Consider the following 23,157-nt stretch of genomic DNA (forward strand, 5'->3'; position numbering starts at 1 on the left):
TAGTTAAGTATCTGCAAAAATATGTACACGTATATAGTATCATTTCAATCTTATTTTTTTGATAAAGGACTTGTCCCGCTTCAAAATAAATAAAACCGGATGAAGGGAATGTCATCCGGTAGTTACTTTCTATATTCTATTCGTCTTCGAATTCATCAAGGAAATCCGGATCTAAATCTTCAAATTCCTCATCATCGAAATCAGAGCCCCAGTCATCCTCACAGCGGCCATCTGGATTAACAGCGACACAAATTTTCGTTTCGCCGACGACTTCCACAAAGAATTCCCTTTCCACATGGACAATGATTTTTTGTCCACACGGGGAGATGCAAGCTTCTAAACAATTCGGCTGTTGGACAGCTTGTGCAACGATTTCATGGTCATCATGACAATCCGGATCACGGTATTTCAGCGAAATCACGTCGGTATATTGCACTTTTTCAGTAACAACTTCCGTCTTTGAATTATGGTTATAGGAATACCAAACGTTGATTTCGTAGCTGCCGTGAATTTCTACCTTTTTGCCGACTTTCTTTGCATCGTATTTATGGTTGATGATCCAACAACCTAGAATGCTAGAAGGATGATGAGCCGGGCAAATGGTGTGAGAGGACTTTGTGAATTTACGTCCCTTTGCCACCACCGCTTTAGTAATTATCTCTCTATATTGTGACATGCTAGCGAACCCTCCTCATACAGTTTCCATTCATCCTATGCGTGGTAAAAGTCTAGTGTGCGTAGAATTTTAATTGTTTGAAAACTGCAGTAATGTTTTAAACCTAGGTTATTTTATGCGCATCTTTTGGGATATGTGTCACGAATGGGCGCTGTATAAGGATTTCCAAGTATTAAAAAAGCCCTTCTAAATTGAAATTTGGCCCTGATAGCTGACACATAAAAAAGCGTCCCTTTTCCGGTTTATTTATGTTCCAATAGGAGTAATGAGTATGGACGGAGGGGGTCAACGAGTAAGAATACATATACTGATTTACAGGTTAAAGAACTTGAAAAGAACCCAAAAATCATAAGTGCTTCAGAGTGTTCTATTTTCCTATAATCCTGAATTTAAAACAAAAGCTATTAAGGAATATAAAAAAGGGGAAATCCCCCTCTCAAATTTTCATAGAACATGGATTCAATCTCGAAATCATTGGTAAGGAAAAACCTAAGCGTTGTCTACAGCGCTGACGTGATACCTTGAAAGGCTTGGTGGAGGAAGGCTTCCTGAACGCCGCGGAAAAGGAAAGACGCCCTTCTTCTAAGCCACAGTCTGCAGAGAATCAACTTAGGAAGGCCGAAGCGAGAATCAAATTCCTTGAAACGGAAAATGACTTCCTAAAAAAGCTGGAAGAGTTAGAAAGGCGGGCGTTTAAAAAGAAATCATTTTCACTGCAGCTGAGAAGTTCTATCTGATTGAAAGAACGATCAGGCAATACCAGTAAGAAGGCTGTTTCCTATCTATGCAAATTAGCTGGTGTAAGTCGAAGTGGCTACAATGAGTGGTTAAAGGCAGCTCCAACCCGTAAGCTACGCGAGGAACAGGATGATTTGGACATAAAATTAATTAAAAATATACTCCTCAGTAAGAAGGAAAAAGCAGGCACCCTCCAGATCAAAATGGTTATGGAAAATGATCATTCGGCCGTCATGAATCATAAGAAAATCAGACGGTTGATGGCAAAATATAATCTCTTCGCAAAAATCAGAAGGGCCAAACCGTCTCGAAAGATAGCTAAGACAACCAAGGAGGAGCATCATACTTGTCAAACCTTCTTAATCGTGAATTCAAACCGAGGGAGCCAGAGGAAATTCTGCTAAAGGACATTACCTATCTTTATTATGGAAAGGGTCAGCTTATTTATCATGCGTAAAAGATTCGGCCATAAAAGAAATAGTTACGTATCATTTATCCACTCCATTAGATATGAATATGTTTATGAAACATTAAACAAGCTAAGGCAGGCTGTGAATCACGAGTTCCATCCGAGTGCAATCCCCGTAAGGGAAACTGTTGGGATAATGCGCCGATGGAAAGTTTTTTTGGCCACTTTAAAGATTTAGCAGAATATAAAACATGTACTAATTTAACGGATGTGAAGGAAGAAGTTGATCCAGTTATTGAAGAATACAATGAGTCTCGTTATCAATGGGGACTATAGAAAATGGCCCCGGTACAATACCGGGACCACCTATTAGCCAATTTTTTTATACTGTCAAAAAAATGGGGTACACTTTACCCGAATAAGGGACTTTTTTACTGTGACCATTATTCGGGGTATAGTTCAAAATCAGTAGGGCTTTTTAATATTCATGAACAACTTCCGCCTCCAGCTTGCACCTGTGAACCTGTCTCACCGCGAAGGACGTCGCCTTCAGTCGATTCAATGATCAGGTCCGTTACCTTATTCGATACTTGTGATGAGACCATTTGCAAAAGATCATTTACATCAACTTGGGATTGTTTGAATTCTTGGACGATCGGTAGTTCATCCAATTGTTTTTCCAGTGCATCGATTTTAGCCTGAACTTGGTTGTATGCTTTTTCTTTTCCGTAATGCTGGAAGTTTACCGCCTGTTTTTGCAAGCTCTTGATACTGGCGATCATTTCACGTATTTTTTGGTTTTCATTGATGTGAGCTTCTGCCCGTTTAAAGAAATCGACTTCTTCCGTGCTCGCAATCATTTCAGCAAGCTCTGCCGCTTTTGACAGTATGTCATCTTTAGTATATTTAGTCATATTACTCCACCTCAATCGCCGTTGCTTCTTCAACCATATCCCCATTTAATGACCATGTTTTCGTTCCAGTGATTTTCACTTTTACGATTTGGCCAATTGCCGATTTTGGTCCTTTGAAGTTCACGAGCTTATTTTTCGTTGTATAACCTGCTAATATTTCCGCATTCTTCTTGCTTTCGCCTTCAACAAGCACTTCAACAATCTGCCCATCATACTCTTTCATTTTCAATGCACACGTTTCATTGACAAGGGCATTCAAACGTTGCAGGCGTTCCTTTTTCACTTCCATCGGTACATTATCCTGCATTTTCGCAGCCGGTGTTCCCTCACGTGGTGAATAGATGTAAGTATATGCTGCATCGAAACCAACTTCACGGTATAAAGACATCGTCTCTTCAAAGTGCTCTTCCGTTTCATTCGGATAGCCTACAATGATGTCAGTTGTTAGCGATGCACTTGGGATTGCTTCCTTAATCTTTTTTACTAGCTCTAAATATTGTTCTCGTGTATATTTACGGGCCATGATTTTAAGTGTTTCCGTACTTCCCGATTGAACTGGAAGATGGATATGGTCAACGAGATTTCCCCCTTTAGCCAGAACTTCAATCAAGTGATCATCAAAGTCACGGGGATGGCTGGTCGTAAAACGAATACGCGGAATATCGATTTTGCGGATCTCATCCATCAAATCACCGAAACGATATTCAATATCCGCAAAGTCTTTACCGTATGCATTCACATTCTGTCCAAGCAGTGTTATTTCCTTGTAACCCTGAGCCGCTAAATGACGGACTTCTTGTATGATATCTTCAGGTCTGCGGCTTCTTTCTTTACCCCTTGTGTAAGGTACGATGCAGTATGTACAAAACTTATCGCAGCCATACATGATATTGACCCATGCCTTCGTTTTGCCTTTACGCACTTTCGGAAGGTTCTCGATTACATCACCTTCTTTGGACCAAACCTCAATGACCATTTCCTTGGAAAGATAAGCTTCATTAAGAATTTGCGGCAGCCGGTGGATATTATGCGTTCCGAAAATCATATCTACAAAATGGTGCTTCTCTAGAATCCGCTTTACAACAGACTCCTCTTGCGACATACAACCGCAAACCCCAAGCAAAAGATCCGGCTTTTCCAATTTCAATGATTTCAAATGGCCCAATTCACCGAACACTTTATTCTCTGCGTTTTCCCGAATCGCACAAGTGTTAAGTAATATGACGTTAGCATCATCCACCGTGTTTGTAGGCTCATAACCAAGTGCCGTAAAGATGCCCGCCATGACTTCTGTATCATGTTCGTTCATTTGACAGCCATATGTACGAATGTAAAACTTTTTGCCTTCTCCCATTCCACGGAAACCTTCAGGAATTGCAAAGTCATCATGGTATTCTACTTCTTCTTTTCCTCGCTTTTTCGCATCTTTTAGGGAAGGCGGAATATAAACGGCTTGAAAGTACTTACTGAAGTCCTTATCGGATTTTTTGTCCGCTGAATTTTCAGCCTGTACTTGTTGTGATTCTAATCGTTGTTTCTCGTTCATAGTTAATCTCCTTTCAAAATAGTTAGTTTATTTCTTCACCAACTATTTCAAGACCTATCTTCTAATGGTTTTATACGGTTTCTTTTTAAGAATTTCCAGTAAATATTAGCTTTTAATTGTGATATATCCACATTAACTTAGTATAAAGCTTTTAACAGCAAGAAACAATCATTCTGTCGTGCCTTCTTCAATTGTAAGAAATTTTTCACAAACGTGGAAAATAAGAACAAGAAAGAAGAGGCTTGATTCGCATATTCAATATGACGATATTAGCCTCTTCTTATTAAATGATAGGATGATACTATTCCTTCACAGCTATTTTAAAAATGCAGACCATGCGCTTTACTCGTGGGTTTGAGCTTTAATCGTGAGTTTGGGCGCTTTATTCGTGAAATTGAGCATTTTACTCGTGAGTTTGGGCATTTTACTCGTGAGTTTGGGCATTTTACTCGTGAGTTTGGGCGCTTTACTCGTGAGTTTGGGCATTTTACTCGTGAAATTGTGCTTTTTAATCGCTGAGTTTGACCGCTTTACTCGTTTATTTGGTTGTTTTACTCGTGAACCTTCTCACTCTTTAAGGGGTTAGGAGCACCTTGCCACACTGACCTTTGATCATCAGTTCAAAACCCTTCTCAAAATCGCTTAGTGAAAATCGGTGTGTAATCATTGGTTTTACATCAACATTGCCACTCCCAAGCAAACTTGAAACCTGTTGCCAGGTTGAAAACATTTTCCTTCCGGTTATCCCTTGGACAGTAAGACCCTTGAATACAATATCATCCGTTATATTAAGCGTGACCGGCTGAGATGGCAGACTTAGAATTGATATCCTTCCACCATTCGTCACCATCTTAAACCCTTGTTCAATAGCTTTAGGATTACCGCTCATTTCGCAAACCACATCCACCCCATCCGAATTTGTGAGGCCTTTCGTGATTTCCAGTGGATTTTGTTTAATTGAATGTATGAGGTCTGTAGCCCCCATCTTTTTGGCAAGCTGAAGCCGATAATCATTAATATCAAGAGCGATCACTTTATCGGCACCTGCAGCCTTTGCTACAGCAACTGCCATAAGCCCAATTGGACCACAGCCGATTATGGCCACCGTTTTACCCAGGACCTCACCAGCAAGCACTGAATGTACTGCATTTCCCATCGGTTCTTGGATGGTAGCTATATCGAGTGGCATACCAATTGGATTTTTCCATAGATTCTTGGCCGGCAGAGCTATATACTCTGCAAAGCATCCCTGTTTATCGAGTCCGATAATATTTGTTTTTTTACAAATATGGAATTGGCCGGTTAAGCATTGCCTGCATGTACCGCAAACTATATGTGTTTCGGCAGATACACAATCACCAACTGAATCATTGCTCACATTTTCTCCTATCTCCATTACTTCCCCAGCAAATTCGTGTCCAAAAACGTATGGTGGATTCACTCTTCCCTGCGACCATTTATCCCAGGTGAAGATATGAATATCCGTTCCACATATAGAGGTCATCTTTACTCGAATCAAGACCTCGTCCTCACGAATATCCGGAATATCGACAACTTGTAATTGTGCCCCATATCCTCGGTGATGTTTGACGACTGCTTTCATTTTCCCTCTCAGCATATACACTCCCCCTGAAATAGGGCTGCTCTTTTCACCTGCCTTAATATGTAAAGATATGAAAAACTAATTAAAAAAATACCTAATCGCTTTTGTATCGGTCTTTTGTACAAAAATAAAGTTGATTTTGGGGCATTCGTACATTTTTGTTAAATGGGTCATGTTTCTATAGCATCTCGTCCGCTCTCGAATAAGATATCTTGTACAACAAAAATAATTGAAGGAGTGACTTATATGTCATGTTCTGGAAACCATAATCATGATCATCATGGTAACAACAATAATAACGATAGAATCGCAGACGATTTTTGTCGTGCTGTGAGAGGTTGTAATAGGCGCGACAGAGATCGTGACCGCGATCATGACCGTGACCGCGATCGGGATCGGGACCGCGACAGAGATCAACACCATCACCACCATCATCATAACAACAACAACTGTTGTTGTAGAAGAAGGAATCGTTGCTGTTTCTTCGGTTTCGGCGGCGGCTTCGGTGGCGGCTTCGGTGGAGGTTGCGGTGGAGGTTGCGGTTTTTAACCGTAACTTCGGCAAATGCAACAACGGTTGTTAAGCTAAGCCAGTCGTAAGTCTTCTAGCATGTGGCCTATCTACTGAAAAGCCTAATAATTAACCGCAAAAAAGGTTCACCCCGTCTTAAGGGGCGAACCTTTTCACTTTTACATAAATTCAGCAACAAGCTTATCAAAGTGTGCTTGATCCAGTGTCAAATCGGATTTATTTAACGCTTTTTCAGCATACCCTGGCACTAATTCCTGGTACGAAGGACGTGAAGAGTCTTGATAGATAATACCTGTCACAAGGCTGTCATGTTTCATCAAAGTCTGCATGGCCTGTTCTTTATTTGATGAATCATAGCCTTCAATCGTGTTCAATTTAGTTAAGTTTTGTTTAAACCAATCATACGTATTAATCTTATTATATGTTACACAAGGAGAGAAAACATTGATAAAGGAAAACCCTTTATGGTTTATCCCTGCTTCAATGATCGCTGTCAGGTCTTTCAAGTCAGTGGAAAAGCTTTGGGCGACAAACGTAGCGCCAGCTGACAAAGCTAATTCCATAGGTGAAACAGCCTGTTCTATTGATCCTTCTGGAGTGGATTTCGTTTTAAATCCAGCAGCAGATCTAGGTGAGGTCTGGCCTTTTGTCAAACCATAAATTTGGTTATCCATGACAATATAGGTAATGTCTATATTACGACGGATCGCATGAATAGTGTGTCCCATCCCGATTGCAAAACCATCTCCGTCACCGCCTGAAGCTATAACGGTCAATTCACGGTTGGCCATTTTCACCCCTTGGGCAATTGGCAGAGAGCGGCCATGGATTCCGTGGAAACCGTATGACTTGATGTAACCGGATATACGTCCTGAACAGCCGATACCGGAAACAACAGCCAGATTCTCCGGCTCCAATCCTACATTGGCAGCCGCACGCTGCATGGCAGCCTGAACGGAGAAATCTCCGCAGCCAGGACACCAGTTAGGTTTTACATCATTACGAAACTCTTTAAACGTTGCCATATTCGAACATCTCCTTGCATTGTGTGTGAATTTCATGCGGGAGGAATGGGTTGCCATCATATTTTAGGATGCTTTTAATTTTATTAACATGTCCGACATTCATCTTGATAATATTAGCCAATTGTCCAGTCGCATTATTTTCAATAACTACTACTTTCTTAGCACTTTGCACCAACGATAGGACTTCATCAGCCGGGAAAGGATGAATCAAACGGATTTGCGCATGATTCACTTTCATTCCATCCGTTTCTAACCGGCCGATCGCTTCATCAATGGTTCCGCGTGTAGAGTTAAAACCAAGAATTAATAAATCCGCTTCTTCATGCGGTGTGTTTTTGTATACTGGTGTTTGGAATGTGTTAGTTAAGTTATTCAGCTTACGCATCCGTTTATCCATTTGCACTTTACGATTCAAAGCCGTCTCAGAAGGTCTGCCCGTTTCGTCATGTTCAACACCGGTAACATGGTGAATTCCATTTTTCATACCAGGCACTACACGTGGTGAGACCCCGTCTTCCGTTACTTTATAACGCTTGAAGTAAGATTTGTTTTCAGCCTCTTCAATTTCAAAGTCCACCAATTTACCGCGTCTTATCTCCACTCTGCTGTAATCAAGCGGCTGAACCGTTTGTTTACCTAGTGATAGCTGTAAATCGGATAAAACGATAACTGGACATTGATATTCCTCTGCAAGATTGAATGCTTCTGCCGTATCATAAAAAGCTTCTTCGACTGTACTTGGAGCCATTACGATTTTAGGGATTTCACCATGAGTACCATAAATCATGGCCATTAAATCGGATTGCTCCTGTTTTGTAGGAAGTCCCGTAGATGGACCGCCACGCTGAGTATCGACAATGACAATTGGCGTCTCGGTAATGCCCGCTAAACCAATCGCTTCCATCTTCAAGGAAAGTCCAGGTCCAGCTGAAGCAGTGATGGCACGTACACCACCATAGTTTGCACCAATCGCCATTGTAGCCGCTGCGATTTCATCTTCAGTCTGTATGACCGTCCCACCCAATTGAGGAAGTTTTTTAATCAGGTATTCCATAATTTCCGAGGCTGGAGTAATTGGATAAGCGGCCATGAAGCGGCAACCGCCTGCAACTGCACCTAGAGCGATAGCATCGTTCCCGATCATGAACAATCGTTTTTGGCCGTCTGCTTTTTCAAGCTCCATTGCGCCCAGTTTTTCTCCAAGCATCACTTCCATTGCCTTATAGCCAGCAGTAATGGCTTCCATATTCTTCTTTACGATTTCTTCACCTTTGCGGCCGAATATTTCATCCACCACATCGTTGAATACGGAAATTTCCATTCCTAGAACAGCACATGTCGCACCGATAGCGACCATATTTTTCATTAAAGATGTTCCTAATTCGGCTGCTATTTCCGTAAATGGAACAATATATAATTCTGCCTTTGTATCTTCTGGGCAGACAGGTTTGAATTTTGCATCTGCGATTATGATGCCACCCTCATGTAATTCTTTATAATTGACGTCAATTGTTTCTTGGTCAAAAGCAACTAAGATGTCTAAATCATCAGAGATAGCACGAGTTTCCGTAGTACTTACACGAATTTTGTTATTCGTGTGTCCACCCTTGATTCGGGATGAGAAATGACGGTAGCCATACAAGTAATAACCTAAGCGATTGAGGGCAATACAGAATATTTCTCCTGTACTTTCAATACCTTCACCTTGTTGTCCGCCAACTTTCCATGAAAGTTGATTGATCATGTCTTACACTCCTTTAGGACGTTCGTATATAAATGCATTTAACCGCCCCTCCCTTCAGAACATTCGACTATGTATAATTAATCGTTCTAATTTAGGAAAGGTGTACTAAACGCTTTCAATTCTATCGGTTAAATCATTAAATTGCAACCTTTTTGCTTTTGTTTTTTATATTTTCAGAATATTTATTCATATCTATATAGTAAGAATTGAAAATCACTTAAGATAATTCCTGTTTAAGCGGAAAATTACGAGTGAAATTACCAAAAAGGAGACCTTTTACGAACTCACTTGAATAAAGCATGTTGAGTTCATTGATAAAATTATGATAATCCTTATATGACATTAAATTTTCTACCATATGATCGATTCCATCGAAGTCAGACCCTAATCCAATTTGTCTTTCCCCGCCCAAACTGCATATATGTTCTATATGTTTCAAGATATCCTTTATCGAAGCCGATTCACCATTAGATAGGAATTGAGGGACAAAGGTTACCCCTATCACTCCATTTTTTTGCAAAAGTGCTTTTATCTGGCCGTCTTTTAAATTTCGCGGATTCGAACAAAGCTGATAGGCATTCGAATGGGAGGCAATTGGGAATTTCGCCTTCTTTAAAGTGTCCCAAAATCCAGCTTCAGATAGATGGGATAAATCACACCAAATTGATTTCTCATTCAAAAGCGCGACCACCTCCGTTCCAAACCCTGTCAATCCGCCCCCTCTTGATTCTAATGCCCCATCTGCTACCAAGTTAGCGTAATTCCAAGTTAAACCAACAGAGGACACTCCAAGATGAATTAGTGTTTTCAGTTTCAATAAATCATTTCCAATGCAATCGCATCCCTCTAAGGTTAGCATCGCACCGATTTCCTTTTCTTTTAGAGAATCGATGTCTGCTTTGGTCTTTATAAATTTCATTTCCGGCTCTGATAAAATCTTTTCATGAAAAATATCCACCATTGCCAAAGCCGCTTGAAATCTCATATCCGGGTGGACATTCTCTGGAATATAAATCGCAAAACATTGGACTTTTCCTCCTTCATCCAATAACCCCCGCTTTGTTATATGTAATTTATCACTATCTAAAAAAGAAATATCCGGATCTTTGAACATCTTCATCAACACATCACAATGTGCATCAAAAATCGCCAATGTAATCCCCCTTCCTGCCCTTTCTATTTAGAGATCAATTATTCCATTATAAAGCGATCTCGATTTTTCGTCATTTGAATTTCAGGACAAAAAAGAGCCTGCTCGCCATCCGACAAACAGGACACCCACCCATAAAATTATCTTGGTTCAATGATTAGCTTTATAGCAGTTCGTTCTTCGCCATCAATAAGTATATCTGTAAAGGCAGGAATACAAATCAAGTCAACTCCACTAGGTGCGACAAACCCTCTTGCGATTGCTACTGCCTTGACGGCTTGATTTAACGCACCTRCACCGATTGCCTGAATTTCGGCTGCTCCTCTTTCTCTGAGCACTCCCGCTAGTGCGCCTGCTACAGAATTAGGATTAGATTTTGCTGAAACCTTTAATATTTCCATTCCTAGTCCTCCTTGTTTTCCCTGCCGATTATAATCTTTGGCTCAATAGTTATAACACTTTCCACTGCTACTATATTCATCAAGTAAAACTTGTATGACAAAGAAAACCTGGATTGTCCACCATTTATTAAAGAATAAAGAAAATGGATGGAAAGTCATTTTGACTGTCCATCCATTCAAATCAATTATCAAAGGGGTGATCTTCGTTAATCAGTATTCTTTCAATTTTTTTAGCTTTGCCAGTTTTATCATCAATTTCAAGGAGAACCCCACTTAATAGCGTCCGCCCCTCCTTAGGCACTTCGAAACGAACAGGAAGGCTAGTTAGGAACCGATGGATTACTGCCTCTCTTTCCATACCAAGGATGCCATCATACGGTCCTGTCATGCCTACATCTGATATGTAAGCGGTGCCAGCAGGTAAAATACGGTTATCGGCTGTCTGGACGTGTGTGTGTGTACCAACAACGGCTGTAACCTTCCCATCCAGGAACCACCCCATAGCTTGCTTTTCACTTGTAGCCTCTCCGTGAAAATCAACAAAGATGATTGGGGTCCTTTTTTGAGCCTCCGCGACTAGTTCTTCCGCCTTTTTGAACGGACAATCCAAATCCGGCATGAACGTTCTAGCCTGCAAATTGATGACCGCTATTTCCTGTTGATTCAATTTTAAAAATTTCATTCCATCGCCAGGTGCTCCGTCCGGAAAGTTCGCTGGCCGGACGAGATATTTCGCGTCATCAATAAAATTGAAAATATCGCGATTATCCCATGTATGGTTTCCCATGGTCACTGCCTGCGCTCCCCACTCTAAAAAACTGCGGTAAATCTTTTCTGTAATTCCCCGGCCACTTGCAGCATTTTCCCCGTTGATGACCGTGATATGCGGACGATACTTTTCTTTTAACTTAGGAAGGTATTCTTGGATCATATCACGACCAGGAGATCCTACGACATCCCCAATAAATAGCAATTTCATTGTAAAACCCTTTCTAGATTCACATTTATTATGATATGGATTATTCAAGTATGTATTGTAACATAACATGGTGTCATTATAGGAATCATGCTTATCGATTAATATTAGAAAAAGAAAAAACGAAGTGGTTTGCACCACTTCGTCTTTCATTATCAATTTATTTGGCGTATTCGACTGCTCTTGTTTCACGGATGACCGTGACTTTTATATGACCTGGGTAATCGAGCTCTTCTTCAATCCTTTTTCGGATATCACGAGCGAGTCGATGGGCCGAAAGGTCATCGATTTGCTCTGGTTTCACTAGAATCCGTACTTCTCGTCCGGCTTGAATCGCAAATGATTTTTCCACTCCATCATAGGATTCGGAAATCTCCTCAAGTTTTTCAAGTCTTCTAATGTAATTTTCAAGCGTTTCACTTCTAGCACCCGGTCTTGCAGCTGATAATGCATCAGCGGCAGCCACAAGCACTGAAATGATGGAAGTTGGTTCAGTATCACCATGATGGGAAGCGATGCTGTTAATGACAGTTGGATGCTCTTTATATTTGGTTGCTAATTCAACGCCAATTTCAACGTGACTGCCTTCCACTTCATGATCAATCGCTTTCCCAATATCATGCAATAAACCTGCACGGCGGGCAAGAACTTCATCCTCACCAAGCTCTGCGGCCAGTAAACCTGAAAGCTGGGCCACTTCAATTGAATGCTTAAGTACGTTTTGCCCATAACTTGTACGGAACTTCAAACGTCCTAGTATTTTGATAAGATCTGGATGGAGACCGTGAACTCCAACTTCAAAAGTTGTTTGTTCACCAATTTCACGAATATGTTCATCCACCTCACGTCTTGCCTTGTCAACCATTTCTTCAATTCGAGCCGGATGGATCCGTCCGTCCTGAACAAGTTTTTCAAGAGCCAAGCGTGCCGTTTCCCGTCTAATTGGATCAAATCCAGATAAAATGACAGCTTCAGGAGTATCATCAATAATAAGGTCAATACCTGTTAGCGTTTCTAACGTCCGGATATTTCGTCCTTCACGTCCGATTATCCGTCCTTTCATTTCATCGTTTGGAAGATTCACTACAGAAACGGTGGTTTCTGCAACATGATCAGCCGCACAACGCTGAATGGCAAGAGAAAGAACTTCTTTTGCTTTTTTATCAGCTTCTTCTTTGGCACGGGTATCACTTTCTTTAATCATAAGCGCTACATCGTGAGCCAGTTCGTTTTCCATTCGGTCTATAATGATTGCTTTAGCTTCTTCTCGAGTTAAACCGGAAACACGTTCAAGCTCATTTTGCTGCTTACGAACCGTCTCTTCCACTTTGCTTTCCATCTCTTCAATATGCTGTTGTCTTTGGTTTAGAGAATCTTCTTTTTTCTCCAAAAGGCTTTCACGTTTGTCTAACGTTTCATCCTTTCGGTCCAGATTCTCTTCTCTTTGCAATAACCGATTTTCTTGTTTTTGTAATTCGTTCCTTCTTTCACGGGATTCCCGATCAGAATCAGAACGAACTTTATGAATTTCATCTTTTGCTTCCAACAAGGCTTCTTTCTTAAGAGCTTCCGCTTCACGTTTTGCATCCTCAAGGATGTGTTCTGCAGAGCCCTTTGCCCCTGCTATTTTACTCTCAAATTTTGATTTGTGAATAAAATAACCAACAACTGCACCGACGATTAGGCCAAGCAAAGTGAAGATGATTGTCATGGGTTCCATCGTTTCACCTCCCCTTGCTATGAACTTTTTACATAAAATGTTGAACTGTCGGCAAGTACATTGCACTAAATTCAATATACAGCACTTAATTTTCAAAATTTTAGTTTGAAAAATTGTAAAATATACATATTAATTGTATAGTTGAGAATTTTTATTGTCAAGCGTTTGTCCCTTATGTATCAATGATTATTCAAGTTTTCTTTATATGAACCACCATTAAGTACAGCATTCATTATGGAAAATGTCTGTAAATCCGTTTTCACAGCCATTTAACCCGCTGGAAATTTCACATTTTTCTCACAATATATAGAAAAGGCCTAAGCTATCAAGCTTAGGCCTCTTCCTACCATTAATCAAGTAATTCAAAATGTTCTTCTGTTTCATTTTCCTCTGGTGGCAATTCATGTTCTCCATCAAGATTATAGTGATCTCTGATTTTCTGAGAAATTTCCAGAGCGATATCCTGATTTTCTTTTAAGAACAGCTTCGCATTTTCGCGGCCTTGTCCGACACGCTCTTCATTATATGAGTACCATGAGCCGCTTTTAAGGACGATATCAAGATCTGCACCCATATCGATGATTTCACCTTCCTGAGAAATCCCTTGACCATACATGATATCAACTTCTGCTTGACGGAATGGAGGGGCAACCTTGTTTTTTACAACTTTGATTTTAGTTTTATTACCGACAATTTCATTACCTTGTTTTAATTGTTCCGCACGACGCACTTCCAGGCGAACAGTTGAATAGAACTTCAATGCCCGGCCTCCCGGAGTCGTTTCTGGGTTCCCAAACATTACACCAATTTTTTCACGGACTTGGTTAATGAAAATGGCAATGGTGTTTGATTTATTAATGGCACCAGACAGTTTTCTAAGTGCCTGAGACATCATCCGTGCTTGAAGACCCATATGGGAATCTCCCATTTCACCTTCGATTTCAGCTTTAGGAACAAGTGCGGCAACCGAATCAATGACTATGATATCTACCGCTCCACTTCGAACTAACGCTTCGGCGATCTCTAAGGCTTGTTCACCCGTATCAGGCTGTGAAAGCAGTAGCTCATCAATATTCACACCAAGTTTTTCTGAATATGCTGGATCTAGAGCATGCTCAGCATCAATGAATGCAGCCGTGCCACCAGTCTTTTGTACTTCTGCAATAGCATGTAATGCAACAGTCGTTTTACCGGAGCTTTCAGGTCCATATATCTCAATGACCCGACCTCTTGGATATCCGCCTACTCCCAATGCTACGTCCAATGCTAAAGAACCGCTTGAAATCGTTGAAATCCTTCGATCAGACTGTTCCCCAAGTTTCATAATAGAACCTTTACCAAATTGTTTTTCAATTTGTTTTAACGCCATATCTAAAGCCGCTTGACGATCACTCACTCAATTTCCTCCTCTATATTCAAATAATCGGCTGTCCGATTAAAGGTTTTCTAACGTTAGCAATTATTTGAGATCAAGGTTGTATCCTGTCTCAAAACCTATCTTTACTATATACTCTTTTTACTATTTTGCCAAGCAAAAAGTCGAACATTCATTCGTTTTTTTCTTTCGGGATATTCTTTATAAAAAACCATTTTATCTTGAGGAAATCCCCATTTCCATTCACATACTCACTTTAAAAACTTTTTTCTTTGAATTAACTTTTTTCTTTTTCCCCGTTTTTTCAAGAAACAAACTTTTTCAACCAAATAAAAAAGCAGAGCCGTAAAAAGCTCTGCTTCAGCGTTTATAAATCCCTTAACAGGTAATGACAGCCGTACTTCACACTGCGAATACGGTTCTGCGCCCTGCTTCCGGAAAGATTCAATTCTTTGAAATGAGTCTTTCCATCCCGATAAGAAATGCCAATGAATACTGTACCAACAGGCTTGCCTTCCTGTTCATCCGGTCCTGCGACACCCGTAAAGCTTATGCCTACGTCTGCATCGAGCTTTTTCCGGACATTAGAGGCCATTTCCATTGCACACTCACCGCTGACCACCCCGTGCTCTGAGATGGTATCATCACTGACGCCAAGTACATTTGACTTTGCATCATTCGTATAACTGACAATGCCGCCTTTGAAAACTTTACCGGCCCCCGGGATGGTTGTCAGCTGTTCTTGGAACATTCCACCTGTCAAGCTTTCGGCTGCCGCGATTGAAAGTTTGCGGACCGTTAATTCTTTTACAAGTTCCTTTATTAGCGAAGTATTATCACTTCCATAATAGAACTTACCTACCCGGCTAAGGATTTCTTTTTCCGATTCTAAAATAAGCTCTTCGCATTTTTCTTTGGATGAGTCTTTAGCGGTAATCCTTAACGTCACTTCCCCTTCGGCTGCCAGAGGAGCAATTGTCGGATTCGTTTGATTGACAAGAAGATCTTCAATAACCGTTTCCAGTTCGGCTTCACCTATCCCGTAGAACCGAAGAACCTTGGAATCGATCCGTTCGTGCTTATCCAATTTATTCATGATCGATTCATAACCATAACTTAAAAACATCGGCTCCATTTCACTTGGCGGACCAGGTAGAAGCATATATGTAATCCCAGATTTGGACAAGACCATTCCCGGTGCCATGCCATGATCGTTCGCCAACACTTCACTGCCCTCCAATACAAGGGCCTGCTTCTTGTTGTTTTCCGTCATCGGCCGGTCCCGTTTTTGGAAGTAAGCTTCAATGGATTGCAAAGCCTCATCATTAAAAACGAGCTTTTTCCCTATATGGCGAGCAATCGTTTCCTTCGTTAAATCATCTTTGGTAGGTCCTAGTCCACCTGTAAAGACGATCAAGTTCGCCCTTGATTCAGCGATTTCTATAGCTTGTTGTAAACGACGGTCGTTATCCCCGACTACAGTATGGTAAAAAACATTGATTCCCATTTCCGCAAACTGCTGCGATAGGAATCTCCCATTAGTGTTATTGATTTGTCCTAAAAGAAGCTCAGAGCCCACTGCAATGATTTCTGCATCCATCTTTTCAAAACCACCATTCGTTTTACTTGGAATTAACAAATACTTCTTTGTTTTTTATAAAATAATCCAAACCTGACCATATTGTAAAGATCAATGCAATCCATAATGCGATATTAGCAAACGGAAGAGAAATGAGGGCAAATGGAAGGTTATGCAGCAATAATGCCGAAATAGAAACAATTTGTGCCCATGTTTTAATTTTACCAAGCTGGTTCGCTGCAACCACTTCCCCTGTACCCGCCAGTACCAAACGCAAACCGGTCACTGCAAATTCACGACTAATGATCACGATAGCAATCCAAGACTGACCGTACATTAAATCCAGATCAACCAATACAATTAGGGCAGCCGAAACCAGAAGCTTATCAGCCAATGGATCTAAAAATTTCCCTAAATCAGTAATCATATTATATTTCCTGGCAAAATGGCCATCGATCCAATCAGTAGTAGAAGCGATGATAAAGAGGATGGCACCAGCTAAATGTGCCACTGGCAAACTGTATTCTCCCCAAGTCAGCGTCCCCCAAGAAAAAGGAACGAGCATGATGATTAAAAATACTGGTATTAAACAGATTCTTGCTACTGTAATCTTATTAGGCAGATTCAAAACTTTTACCTCCAAAATTTACGCCTGCCTTTAGGGCAATGCGTTATAGATCTAAAATAATGCTTATATGTATAATTTAACTCAAAACCAATCTTATGCCAGGCAGAGCAAAACCCGGTCTTAATATTGTATAGAGAAAAAATAGTCATCTATAAGATGACTATTCGGCTTTCGTAAATTGTATCGTTACCAATTGCGTATTCACTTCAGTCGGTGAAATAGAATACTCCAGCTTCTCATCATTTACAAAAATTTCAGTTTCATACGCTCTGCCAATATTGATGACAGCTTCTTTTTCATTGGTGAAATCAATTTCCTGGCTCTCATTATTGTCGATGGTGCCCTGGAATAGTAATTTACCTTCACCATTTTTTATGCCTACCCATGGTGAGCCTTTGGAAGTCACCTTTAATTTAAAGGTATCCGTATTTTTCAATTCATACGTACTATTTTTACCGCTGGAACTGATGACGGCAAGCTTTTGCTCTTTCTTTTCATCTTTAACATTTGAATCATCTTCATTCTTCTTATCAGATGAATCTGCTTTTACATCATTCTGTTTCTTGTCTGGATTCTCTTTTTCTTCATTAAATCCATCACTTTTATTGTAACCCACGGCTTCGCTCTGTTTAGCGCCCTTTTTATCATCAATATCCGGCTTACTCATATAGTTCGATACCAGGACCCATATCAATACAGCCGCACCAATGACTAAAACGGCAGCCAGGACCTTAGGTAACATTTCTACAACCTTGGAATTCCCTGCCGGCATCGTTTTCCGGGATTGGACCCTTGAAAGCTGTTCTGGCAATTCCTCGCTATAGACTGAAGGCACTTCACTCTTATATTGTTCGAAAATCTCTTCTGAATCCAGCCCGACCGCTTCACAATATTGCTTTATGAATGCCCGTACATAGAACTTTCCAGGCATCATACTGTAATTTCCCTCTTCAATGCCAATCAGGTAACGCTTTTGAATCTTCGTTAATTCCTGTAAATCTTCTAGGCTAAGCCTTTTGGCTTCCCTAGCTTCCTTTAATCGATTACCTAACTCAGTCAAATAAAACACCTGCCATTTTAAAAGTCAAAGGAGCCAAAATTGGACCCTGAAAACTGGTCTTTTTGGTCGACAACTTCATATGTTATTTCTTCATCTGGATTGTTTCGCAATTCAATAATATAATCAAAGTCTTCGAGAGTATACTCCGTATTTTGGACAAAAACATCCGGATGTTCGATGACTTTAACCGCATCAAGCCTCATGATTTCGCGAATCAGCTGCCAATGACGCTCATTTGCACGGCGTGTGGAAACAATTCCATCTAAAATGAACAAATTATCATTATTATATTCATCATCAATAAGCTGACTGCGAATAGTCTGCTTTAAAAGGGTCGATGACACAAACAACCATCTCTTATTAGCACAAACACTCGAGGCTACGATAGATTCAGTTTTTCCGACACGTGGCATACCTCGTATCCCGATTAATTTATGACCTTCCTGTTTAAATAGCTCGGCCAAGAAATCGACAAGTAAGCCTAGTTCATCACGTACAAACCTAAAGGTGTTTTTCTCATCAGCATCGCGCTGAATATACCTTCCATGCCTGACAGCGAGACGGTCACGCAATTTAGGTTCCCTAAGCTTAATGACCTTTATCGTATCCATCGTATGGAGGATTGATTCGAATCTTTCTATGTTACGGCTATCTTTCGCCATCAAAAGTAAACCACGCCTGCCTTCATCGACCCCGTTAATAGTGATGATATTGATGGACAGCATACCCAGCAGGGATGAAATATCCCCTAATAAACCTGGACGGTTGACTTGAATTTCATATTCAAAATACCATTCTTTATTCTCCACGATAACACTCCTTAAGCCTAAAAGCTTTTACCCTAAAATTAGGGGCAAAACTTATCCATCGTAAATTTAAAGGTCTGCACCCATTAGTTATTATTGTCTAGCTTCTATAATATAGCATTTCGTGATAAGTTAAAAGGAAAAACCCTATAAAAAGTATTCATTTTTATATATGGGGATAAATTGTGATCAATATCAATCCAAAGGCCCTGTTAAATAATAACAGGGCCTTTGGATTGATATTTTTTACCTTGTTCCATTGTTCTCGACTAACTTAACCATAACGCTTGCCATGGCATGTTTTTCTTGATCGCTTGCAACTGACCAAAGATCAGCAAGTACTCTCTGTTGTTCATTCTGGGGCTCAACTTGCTTCGCAAGGTAATCACCGATTTCGAAAGCCAAGTCGGTAACAGCACCATCTGACAAACCTTGTTGTTCACCTTGATTTAATCTGTCGCCTAAGAAATTTTTCCATTGATCCCAATTGTCTAGTACAGACATGTATGGTCACCCTTTCCTTTCAAAATAGTACATAGATATTTTGTGAAGGAATCGGGGAAATTATACATGTCTTTAAAAAAATCATGTGTACCATCCACCATTTACTCCTAAAATTTGTCCGGTGATATAAGATGACTTGTCAGAAAGCAAATAGTATACGGCCTCGGCGACTTCTTTTGAATTACCCATCCTGCCCATTGGGATATCACCTTTGATGATTTCCAAGTCTTCTGCACTGAAAGATTCGAGCATGGAAGTGGAAATCGCTCCTGGGGCAACGGCATTCACCCGGATTCCATTAAGGGATACTTCTTTGCTGAGCGCCTTGATAAAAGCATTTTGACTGCCTTTGACCATGGAATATAATACTTCACAGGATGCACCCGTCTGCCCCCAAATCGATGTGACCGCAACAATAGCGGCCTGTTCTTGGTACATCAGCTTCGGAAGCAGTTCCTTTGTTAATTGGAAAGGGCTCGTTACATGCAGCTGGACCATTTCATTTACGATTTTCTCATCCATGTCCGATATGAGCCCATAATAGCTATTCCCACTATTAAGGACGATTGCATGAAGGGCGAAAATATTTTCCGCCAATTTCTTATAGCCGTACGGTGTAGCCAAATCCGCTTGAACAGGAATAAGTTCGACTTGATGAGGCTTCAGTTCTTCAATTAGTTCAAGGACCGCTTCTTCATTGCTGTTATAATGTAGATAAAGTGAATAATTTTCCTCGGCGAGCTTTATAGCGATTTCCTTGCCGATTCCTCCGCTGGCTCCAGTAATAAGGGCAAAACGTTTCCCCACATTCCCGCCCCCTTTTATATTATTTAGGATGTACCTGGCAGACAGTCATCCGTTCATCGGATATCAAGTCCTTGGCGATCTCCCTTATATCTTCAATCGTTAGTTTTTCTAAAACCGATACCACATCGAACAAGTTCATATCATTGAATGCGTACCTGGTGAATTGATTCGCTATATATTCCGGCGAATTCAGAGAACGAAGGAAAGAACCGATTTTTTTCTTGATCGTCCTTTGCAGGCTTTCTTCATTCAAGCCGGTTCCGGCTTTAGATTTTTCCAGGATACTAAATAAAGACTCCGTCAATTCATCAGGTTTTGCACTGTCCCCGCCAATTAACGCAAACCCAAAACCTTGCTCCTGAGTATAATCATAAGAGAAGCTTTGATCGATCAACCCTTTCTCGTATAGCTCCTCATGCAATGGTGAACTTTTGCCAAACAGCATTTCCAAATAAATATTAGCCGCCAATTCCCTTTTCAAAAGCTTTAAACCGGTTTGGTTAACATTGATGGCCTTGATGCCCAGCATCACTTTTGGTGTATGAACATTCATTTTTAAGATTTCTTTATCCTTGGCAACGGTTTCCGGCTCTTGATCAAATTTACGTTCCACCTCAGGCTGTTGGTAATAGTCTTTATTATTTTGATTATTCCGAATCAGCTTCATCGTACTTTCGACATCTACCGGTCCTACAATGAATAGGAGCATGTTGCTTGGATGATAAAACGTATTATAACATTCGTAAAGCATATCTTTCGTAATATCAGCAATGGATTCCACAGTACCAGCAATATCAATTTTCACTGGATGATGATGATACATGTTGGCTATCGTCCCGAAATACAGCCTCCAGTCTGAATTATCATCATACATATTGATCTCCTGCCCAATGATTCCTTTTTCCTTCTCTACCGTCTTTTCTGAAAAGTAAGGCTCCTGGACAAAGTCGATTAAGGTCGTTAGATTCCTATCGAAATCGGACGTGCTTGAAAACAAATAAGCTGTACGGGTGAAAGAAGTAAAAGCATTTGCAGAAGCTCCCTGTTTTGAGAATTGCTGAAAAACATCGCCATCTTCCTTTTCAAAAAGCTTATGTTCAAGAAAATGTGCAATTCCATCAGGTACTTTCGAGAATTCCGTTTGATTCAAGGGTTTGAAATGGTTGTCGATTGAACCATAATTCGTCGTAAACGTTGCAAATGATTTATTGAACCCACTTTTCGGAAGAATATATACTTCGAGGCCATTATCCATTTTTTCATGAAAAAGTTCTTCCTTCAATTGATTGAATGCTATTTTCTCCATTACCCTTGCACCTCCTCTTCTGTTAGAAAATAAATCGTATCAAGCTGAATCTTTTGACCCACTGCAATGATTTCTTCCTTTGTCGTCCGCTCTGTTTTGGCAAACCACTCATCGAGTGATATATCCTGCCCGGAAACCACATTATGATATAAAATTTCCACAAGTCCTCTCGAAACGTCAATGGTTTCAAGGAGTTGGTTCTTAACGACCGCCTTCGTCTGTGCCAGTTCTTCTTCGGAAAAGTTCCCTTGCTTCATTTCCTTCATTTGTGCATGAATGATTTCCAATGCCTGCTTGTAGTTGGCATTTTCAATGCCGGCCATGACCATTAATAGACCTTTATGACTTTCTAGCCTTGAAGCTGCATAATAAGCAAGGCTTGCTTTCTCCCTGACATTAATGAAAAGCTTCGAATGTGAAAATCCGCCAAAAATCCCATTGAATAGCTGAAGAGCATAATAATCCGGATCACCGTATGCAACATGGGTTCGATAACCGATATTCAATTTCCCTTGTTTCACATCCGAGTTTTCAATGATTTCTTTTTCCTTCTCCACTTCATTACCCGTAATCCTTGTCATATTCACCGGCATTCGTTCTTTCAGTGATACATACTTGTCAGCTAGAGCCCCCACTTCTGATTCATCGATGTCACCGATCACATATAAATCGATTTCATCCTCAGTCAGCATTTTTTTATAATAAGCGAAAAGTGACTCAGGCGTTATCGTTTCCAAGTCTTGCAGATTACCGCTAGCTTCTAAAGCATATGGTTCATTTTTGCACATTTCCTCTACAAGCCGTGTTGCTGAATAACGCATTTTATCATCGGAAATGGATTGAATCCGCTGTTTTAAAGAACGGATTTCATTGGAAACGGTTTTGGGGTCAAAGGCTTCGCCATTCTTCTTCGGATTAAAGATCACCTCAGATAATAATCCAAAAGCCTTTTCGAGAAGCGGCGTTGAATCACTAAGGAATTTTTCATTGACGATATCGATCGTGAAACTTATGATTTGATATTCACCTTTTTTAACTACATCGACATAAAACCCAGCCCCGTATAAATCATCAAGATACGAACGAAGCTCGGGTGTTGTAGGATATTTATTTGTATTGCTTTGTAACACATATGGCAACAATGCACGATATGTAACGTCCTCTTTTGTAAGCGGGGCTTTCATTTTCAGCACGAGAGTATTCGTTTTATATTTATCCGTACGGACCACATGAAGCCTGTAGCCGTTTTTTTCCGTAATTGTATCGGAAGCAATAGACATGAATAATCCTCCTCATTATATAAATCACCTTTATTAGCTTATTGTTTGTAGATCGGGACCCTTTTAAACATCTACTTAAAATATACATGTGAAAGGAAAAATCATGCAAGTTACAGCTACTTTTTTTGTTTTATCAGCCCGATCTTTTGCTTAAACAAAAATCGAGTAGGAGGAGGCGCCTAGCCTCCGACCTCTCACACCACCGTACGTACCGTTCGGTATACGGCGGTTCAGTTTAAGTCTGACGTAGTTTTGTATATCGTTCATATAGATTTACTAACCCATGATGGAGCCAATAAACATTATTAAGGGTTTTGTCTAGAATAGGACTATGCGCTATGCGCCAATAACCCTTTCTGCTATTTCCCCATTCATATGC

24 protein-coding genes and 1 pseudogene are annotated in these 23,157 nt (G+C 40.4%); 4 read left to right on the plus strand and 21 right to left on the minus strand.

Annotated features, from left to right (window positions below):
* Positions 1 to 136: 136 nt before the first annotated feature.
* The gene (locus AC1DVK_RS19520; RefSeq protein ID WP_056526911.1) at positions 137 to 676 is read right to left on the minus strand and encodes an outer spore coat protein CotE; all 540 of its coding nucleotides are present in this window, start codon (positions 674 to 676) and stop codon (positions 137 to 139) included.
* A gap of 533 nt (positions 677 to 1,209) precedes the next feature.
* Between AC1DVK_RS19520 and AC1DVK_RS19525 the strand changes: the two genes are divergently transcribed.
* The 3 genes from AC1DVK_RS19525 to AC1DVK_RS19535 all read left to right on the plus strand — a co-directional run bounded on the left by AC1DVK_RS19525 (position 1,210) and on the right by AC1DVK_RS19535 (position 2,159).
* Entirely contained in the window at positions 1,210 to 1,413 is a 204-nt protein-coding gene (locus AC1DVK_RS19525; RefSeq protein WP_289320679.1) for a hypothetical protein, read from the plus strand.
* A complete protein-coding gene (locus AC1DVK_RS19530; RefSeq protein ID WP_477627185.1) occupies positions 1,414 to 1,818 on the plus strand; it encodes an IS3 family transposase in 405 nt (134 codons plus the stop codon).
* Positions 1,819 to 1,943: 125 nt separating this feature from the next.
* Positions 1,944 to 2,159: an integrase core domain-containing protein gene (locus AC1DVK_RS19535; RefSeq protein ID WP_430151200.1), complete on the plus strand. Its 216-nt coding sequence runs from the start codon at positions 1,944 to 1,946 to the stop codon at positions 2,157 to 2,159.
* Positions 2,160 to 2,308: 149 nt separating this feature from the next.
* On the opposite strand, the gene AC1DVK_RS19540 is transcribed toward AC1DVK_RS19535, so the two are convergent.
* Entirely contained in the window at positions 2,309 to 2,737 is a 429-nt protein-coding gene (locus AC1DVK_RS19540; RefSeq protein WP_061462481.1) for a YlbF/YmcA family competence regulator, read from the minus strand.
* A 1-nt stretch (position 2,738) separates the two neighbouring features.
* Entirely contained in the window at positions 2,739 to 4,283 is a 1,545-nt protein-coding gene (miaB, locus tag AC1DVK_RS19545) for a tRNA (N6-isopentenyl adenosine(37)-C2)-methylthiotransferase MiaB (RefSeq protein WP_061462480.1), read from the minus strand.
* 354 nt (positions 4,284 to 4,637) lie between these two features.
* On the opposite strand from miaB, the gene AC1DVK_RS19550 reads away from it, so the two are divergent.
* A complete protein-coding gene (locus AC1DVK_RS19550; RefSeq protein WP_477627186.1) occupies positions 4,638 to 4,802 on the plus strand; it encodes a hypothetical protein in 165 nt (54 codons plus the stop codon).
* A gap of 55 nt (positions 4,803 to 4,857) precedes the next feature.
* On the opposite strand, the gene tdh is transcribed toward AC1DVK_RS19550, so the two are convergent.
* From tdh to AC1DVK_RS19640, 18 genes and pseudogenes are all read right to left on the minus strand, one after another.
* Positions 4,858 to 5,898 (minus strand): L-threonine 3-dehydrogenase, encoded by a 1,041-nt coding sequence (tdh, locus tag AC1DVK_RS19555; RefSeq protein WP_477627192.1) that lies wholly within the window; start codon positions 5,896 to 5,898, stop codon positions 4,858 to 4,860.
* Positions 5,899 to 6,135: 237 nt separating this feature from the next.
* Positions 6,136 to 6,450, minus strand: a complete 315-nt coding sequence (locus tag AC1DVK_RS19560) for a hypothetical protein (RefSeq protein ID WP_477627187.1) — start codon at positions 6,448 to 6,450, stop codon at positions 6,136 to 6,138.
* Positions 6,451 to 6,575: 125 nt separating this feature from the next.
* Positions 6,576 to 7,442 (minus strand): 2-oxoacid:ferredoxin oxidoreductase subunit beta, encoded by an 867-nt coding sequence (locus tag AC1DVK_RS19565; RefSeq protein WP_057913339.1) that lies wholly within the window; start codon positions 7,440 to 7,442, stop codon positions 6,576 to 6,578.
* On the minus strand, positions 7,429 to 9,186 hold the full coding sequence (locus tag AC1DVK_RS19570) for a 2-oxoacid:acceptor oxidoreductase subunit alpha (protein WP_061462478.1): 1,758 nt from the start codon (positions 9,184 to 9,186) through the stop codon (positions 7,429 to 7,431). The genes AC1DVK_RS19565 and AC1DVK_RS19570 overlap by 14 nt, the downstream gene beginning before the upstream one ends.
* Before the next feature lie 217 nt (positions 9,187 to 9,403).
* Positions 9,404 to 10,339 carry a dipeptidase gene (locus AC1DVK_RS19575; RefSeq protein ID WP_061462477.1) on the minus strand — a complete coding sequence of 312 codons (936 nt, stop codon included), beginning with the start codon at positions 10,337 to 10,339 and terminating at the stop codon, positions 9,404 to 9,406.
* A 137-nt stretch (positions 10,340 to 10,476) separates the two neighbouring features.
* Positions 10,477 to 10,737: a stage V sporulation protein SpoVS gene (spoVS, locus tag AC1DVK_RS19580; RefSeq protein WP_477627188.1), complete on the minus strand. Its 261-nt coding sequence runs from the start codon at positions 10,735 to 10,737 to the stop codon at positions 10,477 to 10,479.
* A gap of 181 nt (positions 10,738 to 10,918) precedes the next feature.
* Entirely contained in the window at positions 10,919 to 11,716 is a 798-nt protein-coding gene (locus AC1DVK_RS19585; protein WP_089364416.1) for a TIGR00282 family metallophosphoesterase, read from the minus strand.
* 157 nt (positions 11,717 to 11,873) lie between these two features.
* Positions 11,874 to 13,433, minus strand: coding sequence for a ribonuclease Y (rny, locus tag AC1DVK_RS19590; protein WP_477627189.1), 1,560 nt, complete (start codon positions 13,431 to 13,433; stop codon positions 11,874 to 11,876).
* A gap of 349 nt (positions 13,434 to 13,782) precedes the next feature.
* Entirely contained in the window at positions 13,783 to 14,829 is a 1,047-nt protein-coding gene (gene recA, locus AC1DVK_RS19595; protein WP_061462474.1) for a recombinase RecA, read from the minus strand.
* A gap of 346 nt (positions 14,830 to 15,175) precedes the next feature.
* The gene (locus tag AC1DVK_RS19600; RefSeq protein ID WP_061466024.1) at positions 15,176 to 16,408 is read right to left on the minus strand and encodes a competence/damage-inducible protein A; all 1,233 of its coding nucleotides are present in this window, start codon (positions 16,406 to 16,408) and stop codon (positions 15,176 to 15,178) included.
* Positions 16,409 to 16,430: 22 nt separating this feature from the next.
* Positions 16,431 to 17,015: a CDP-diacylglycerol--glycerol-3-phosphate 3-phosphatidyltransferase gene (pgsA, locus tag AC1DVK_RS19605; protein ID WP_034313524.1), complete on the minus strand. Its 585-nt coding sequence runs from the start codon at positions 17,013 to 17,015 to the stop codon at positions 16,431 to 16,433.
* 160 nt (positions 17,016 to 17,175) lie between these two features.
* The gene (locus tag AC1DVK_RS19610) at positions 17,176 to 18,084 is read right to left on the minus strand and encodes a helix-turn-helix domain-containing protein (protein ID WP_410860327.1); all 909 of its coding nucleotides are present in this window, start codon (positions 18,082 to 18,084) and stop codon (positions 17,176 to 17,178) included.
* Positions 18,085 to 18,092: 8 nt separating this feature from the next.
* Entirely contained in the window at positions 18,093 to 18,884 is a 792-nt protein-coding gene (locus tag AC1DVK_RS19615; protein WP_061462471.1) for a DUF3388 domain-containing protein, read from the minus strand.
* 243 nt (positions 18,885 to 19,127) lie between these two features.
* Positions 19,128 to 19,385 (minus strand): DUF3243 domain-containing protein, encoded by a 258-nt coding sequence (locus tag AC1DVK_RS19620; RefSeq protein ID WP_061462470.1) that lies wholly within the window; start codon positions 19,383 to 19,385, stop codon positions 19,128 to 19,130.
* A gap of 81 nt (positions 19,386 to 19,466) precedes the next feature.
* Complete coding sequence (gene ymfI, locus AC1DVK_RS19625) at positions 19,467 to 20,192, minus strand: elongation factor P 5-aminopentanone reductase (RefSeq protein WP_089364413.1); 726 nt, start codon at positions 20,190 to 20,192, stop codon at positions 19,467 to 19,469.
* Between the two features lie 19 nt (positions 20,193 to 20,211).
* Entirely contained in the window at positions 20,212 to 21,498 is a 1,287-nt protein-coding gene (gene yfmH / locus AC1DVK_RS19630; RefSeq protein ID WP_477627190.1) for an EF-P 5-aminopentanol modification-associated protein YfmH, read from the minus strand.
* Positions 21,498 to 22,778 carry an EF-P 5-aminopentanol modification-associated protein YfmF gene (yfmF, locus tag AC1DVK_RS19635; protein ID WP_410860325.1) on the minus strand — a complete coding sequence of 427 codons (1,281 nt, stop codon included), beginning with the start codon at positions 22,776 to 22,778 and terminating at the stop codon, positions 21,498 to 21,500. Before yfmF ends, yfmH begins: the two co-directional genes overlap by 1 nt.
* 235 nt (positions 22,779 to 23,013) lie before the next feature.
* Positions 23,014 to 23,157, minus strand: a pseudogene (locus AC1DVK_RS19640) (group II intron reverse transcriptase/maturase); the annotation flags it as partial.

The sequence above is a fragment of the Peribacillus sp. P4_B1 genome (assembly GCF_056402395.1).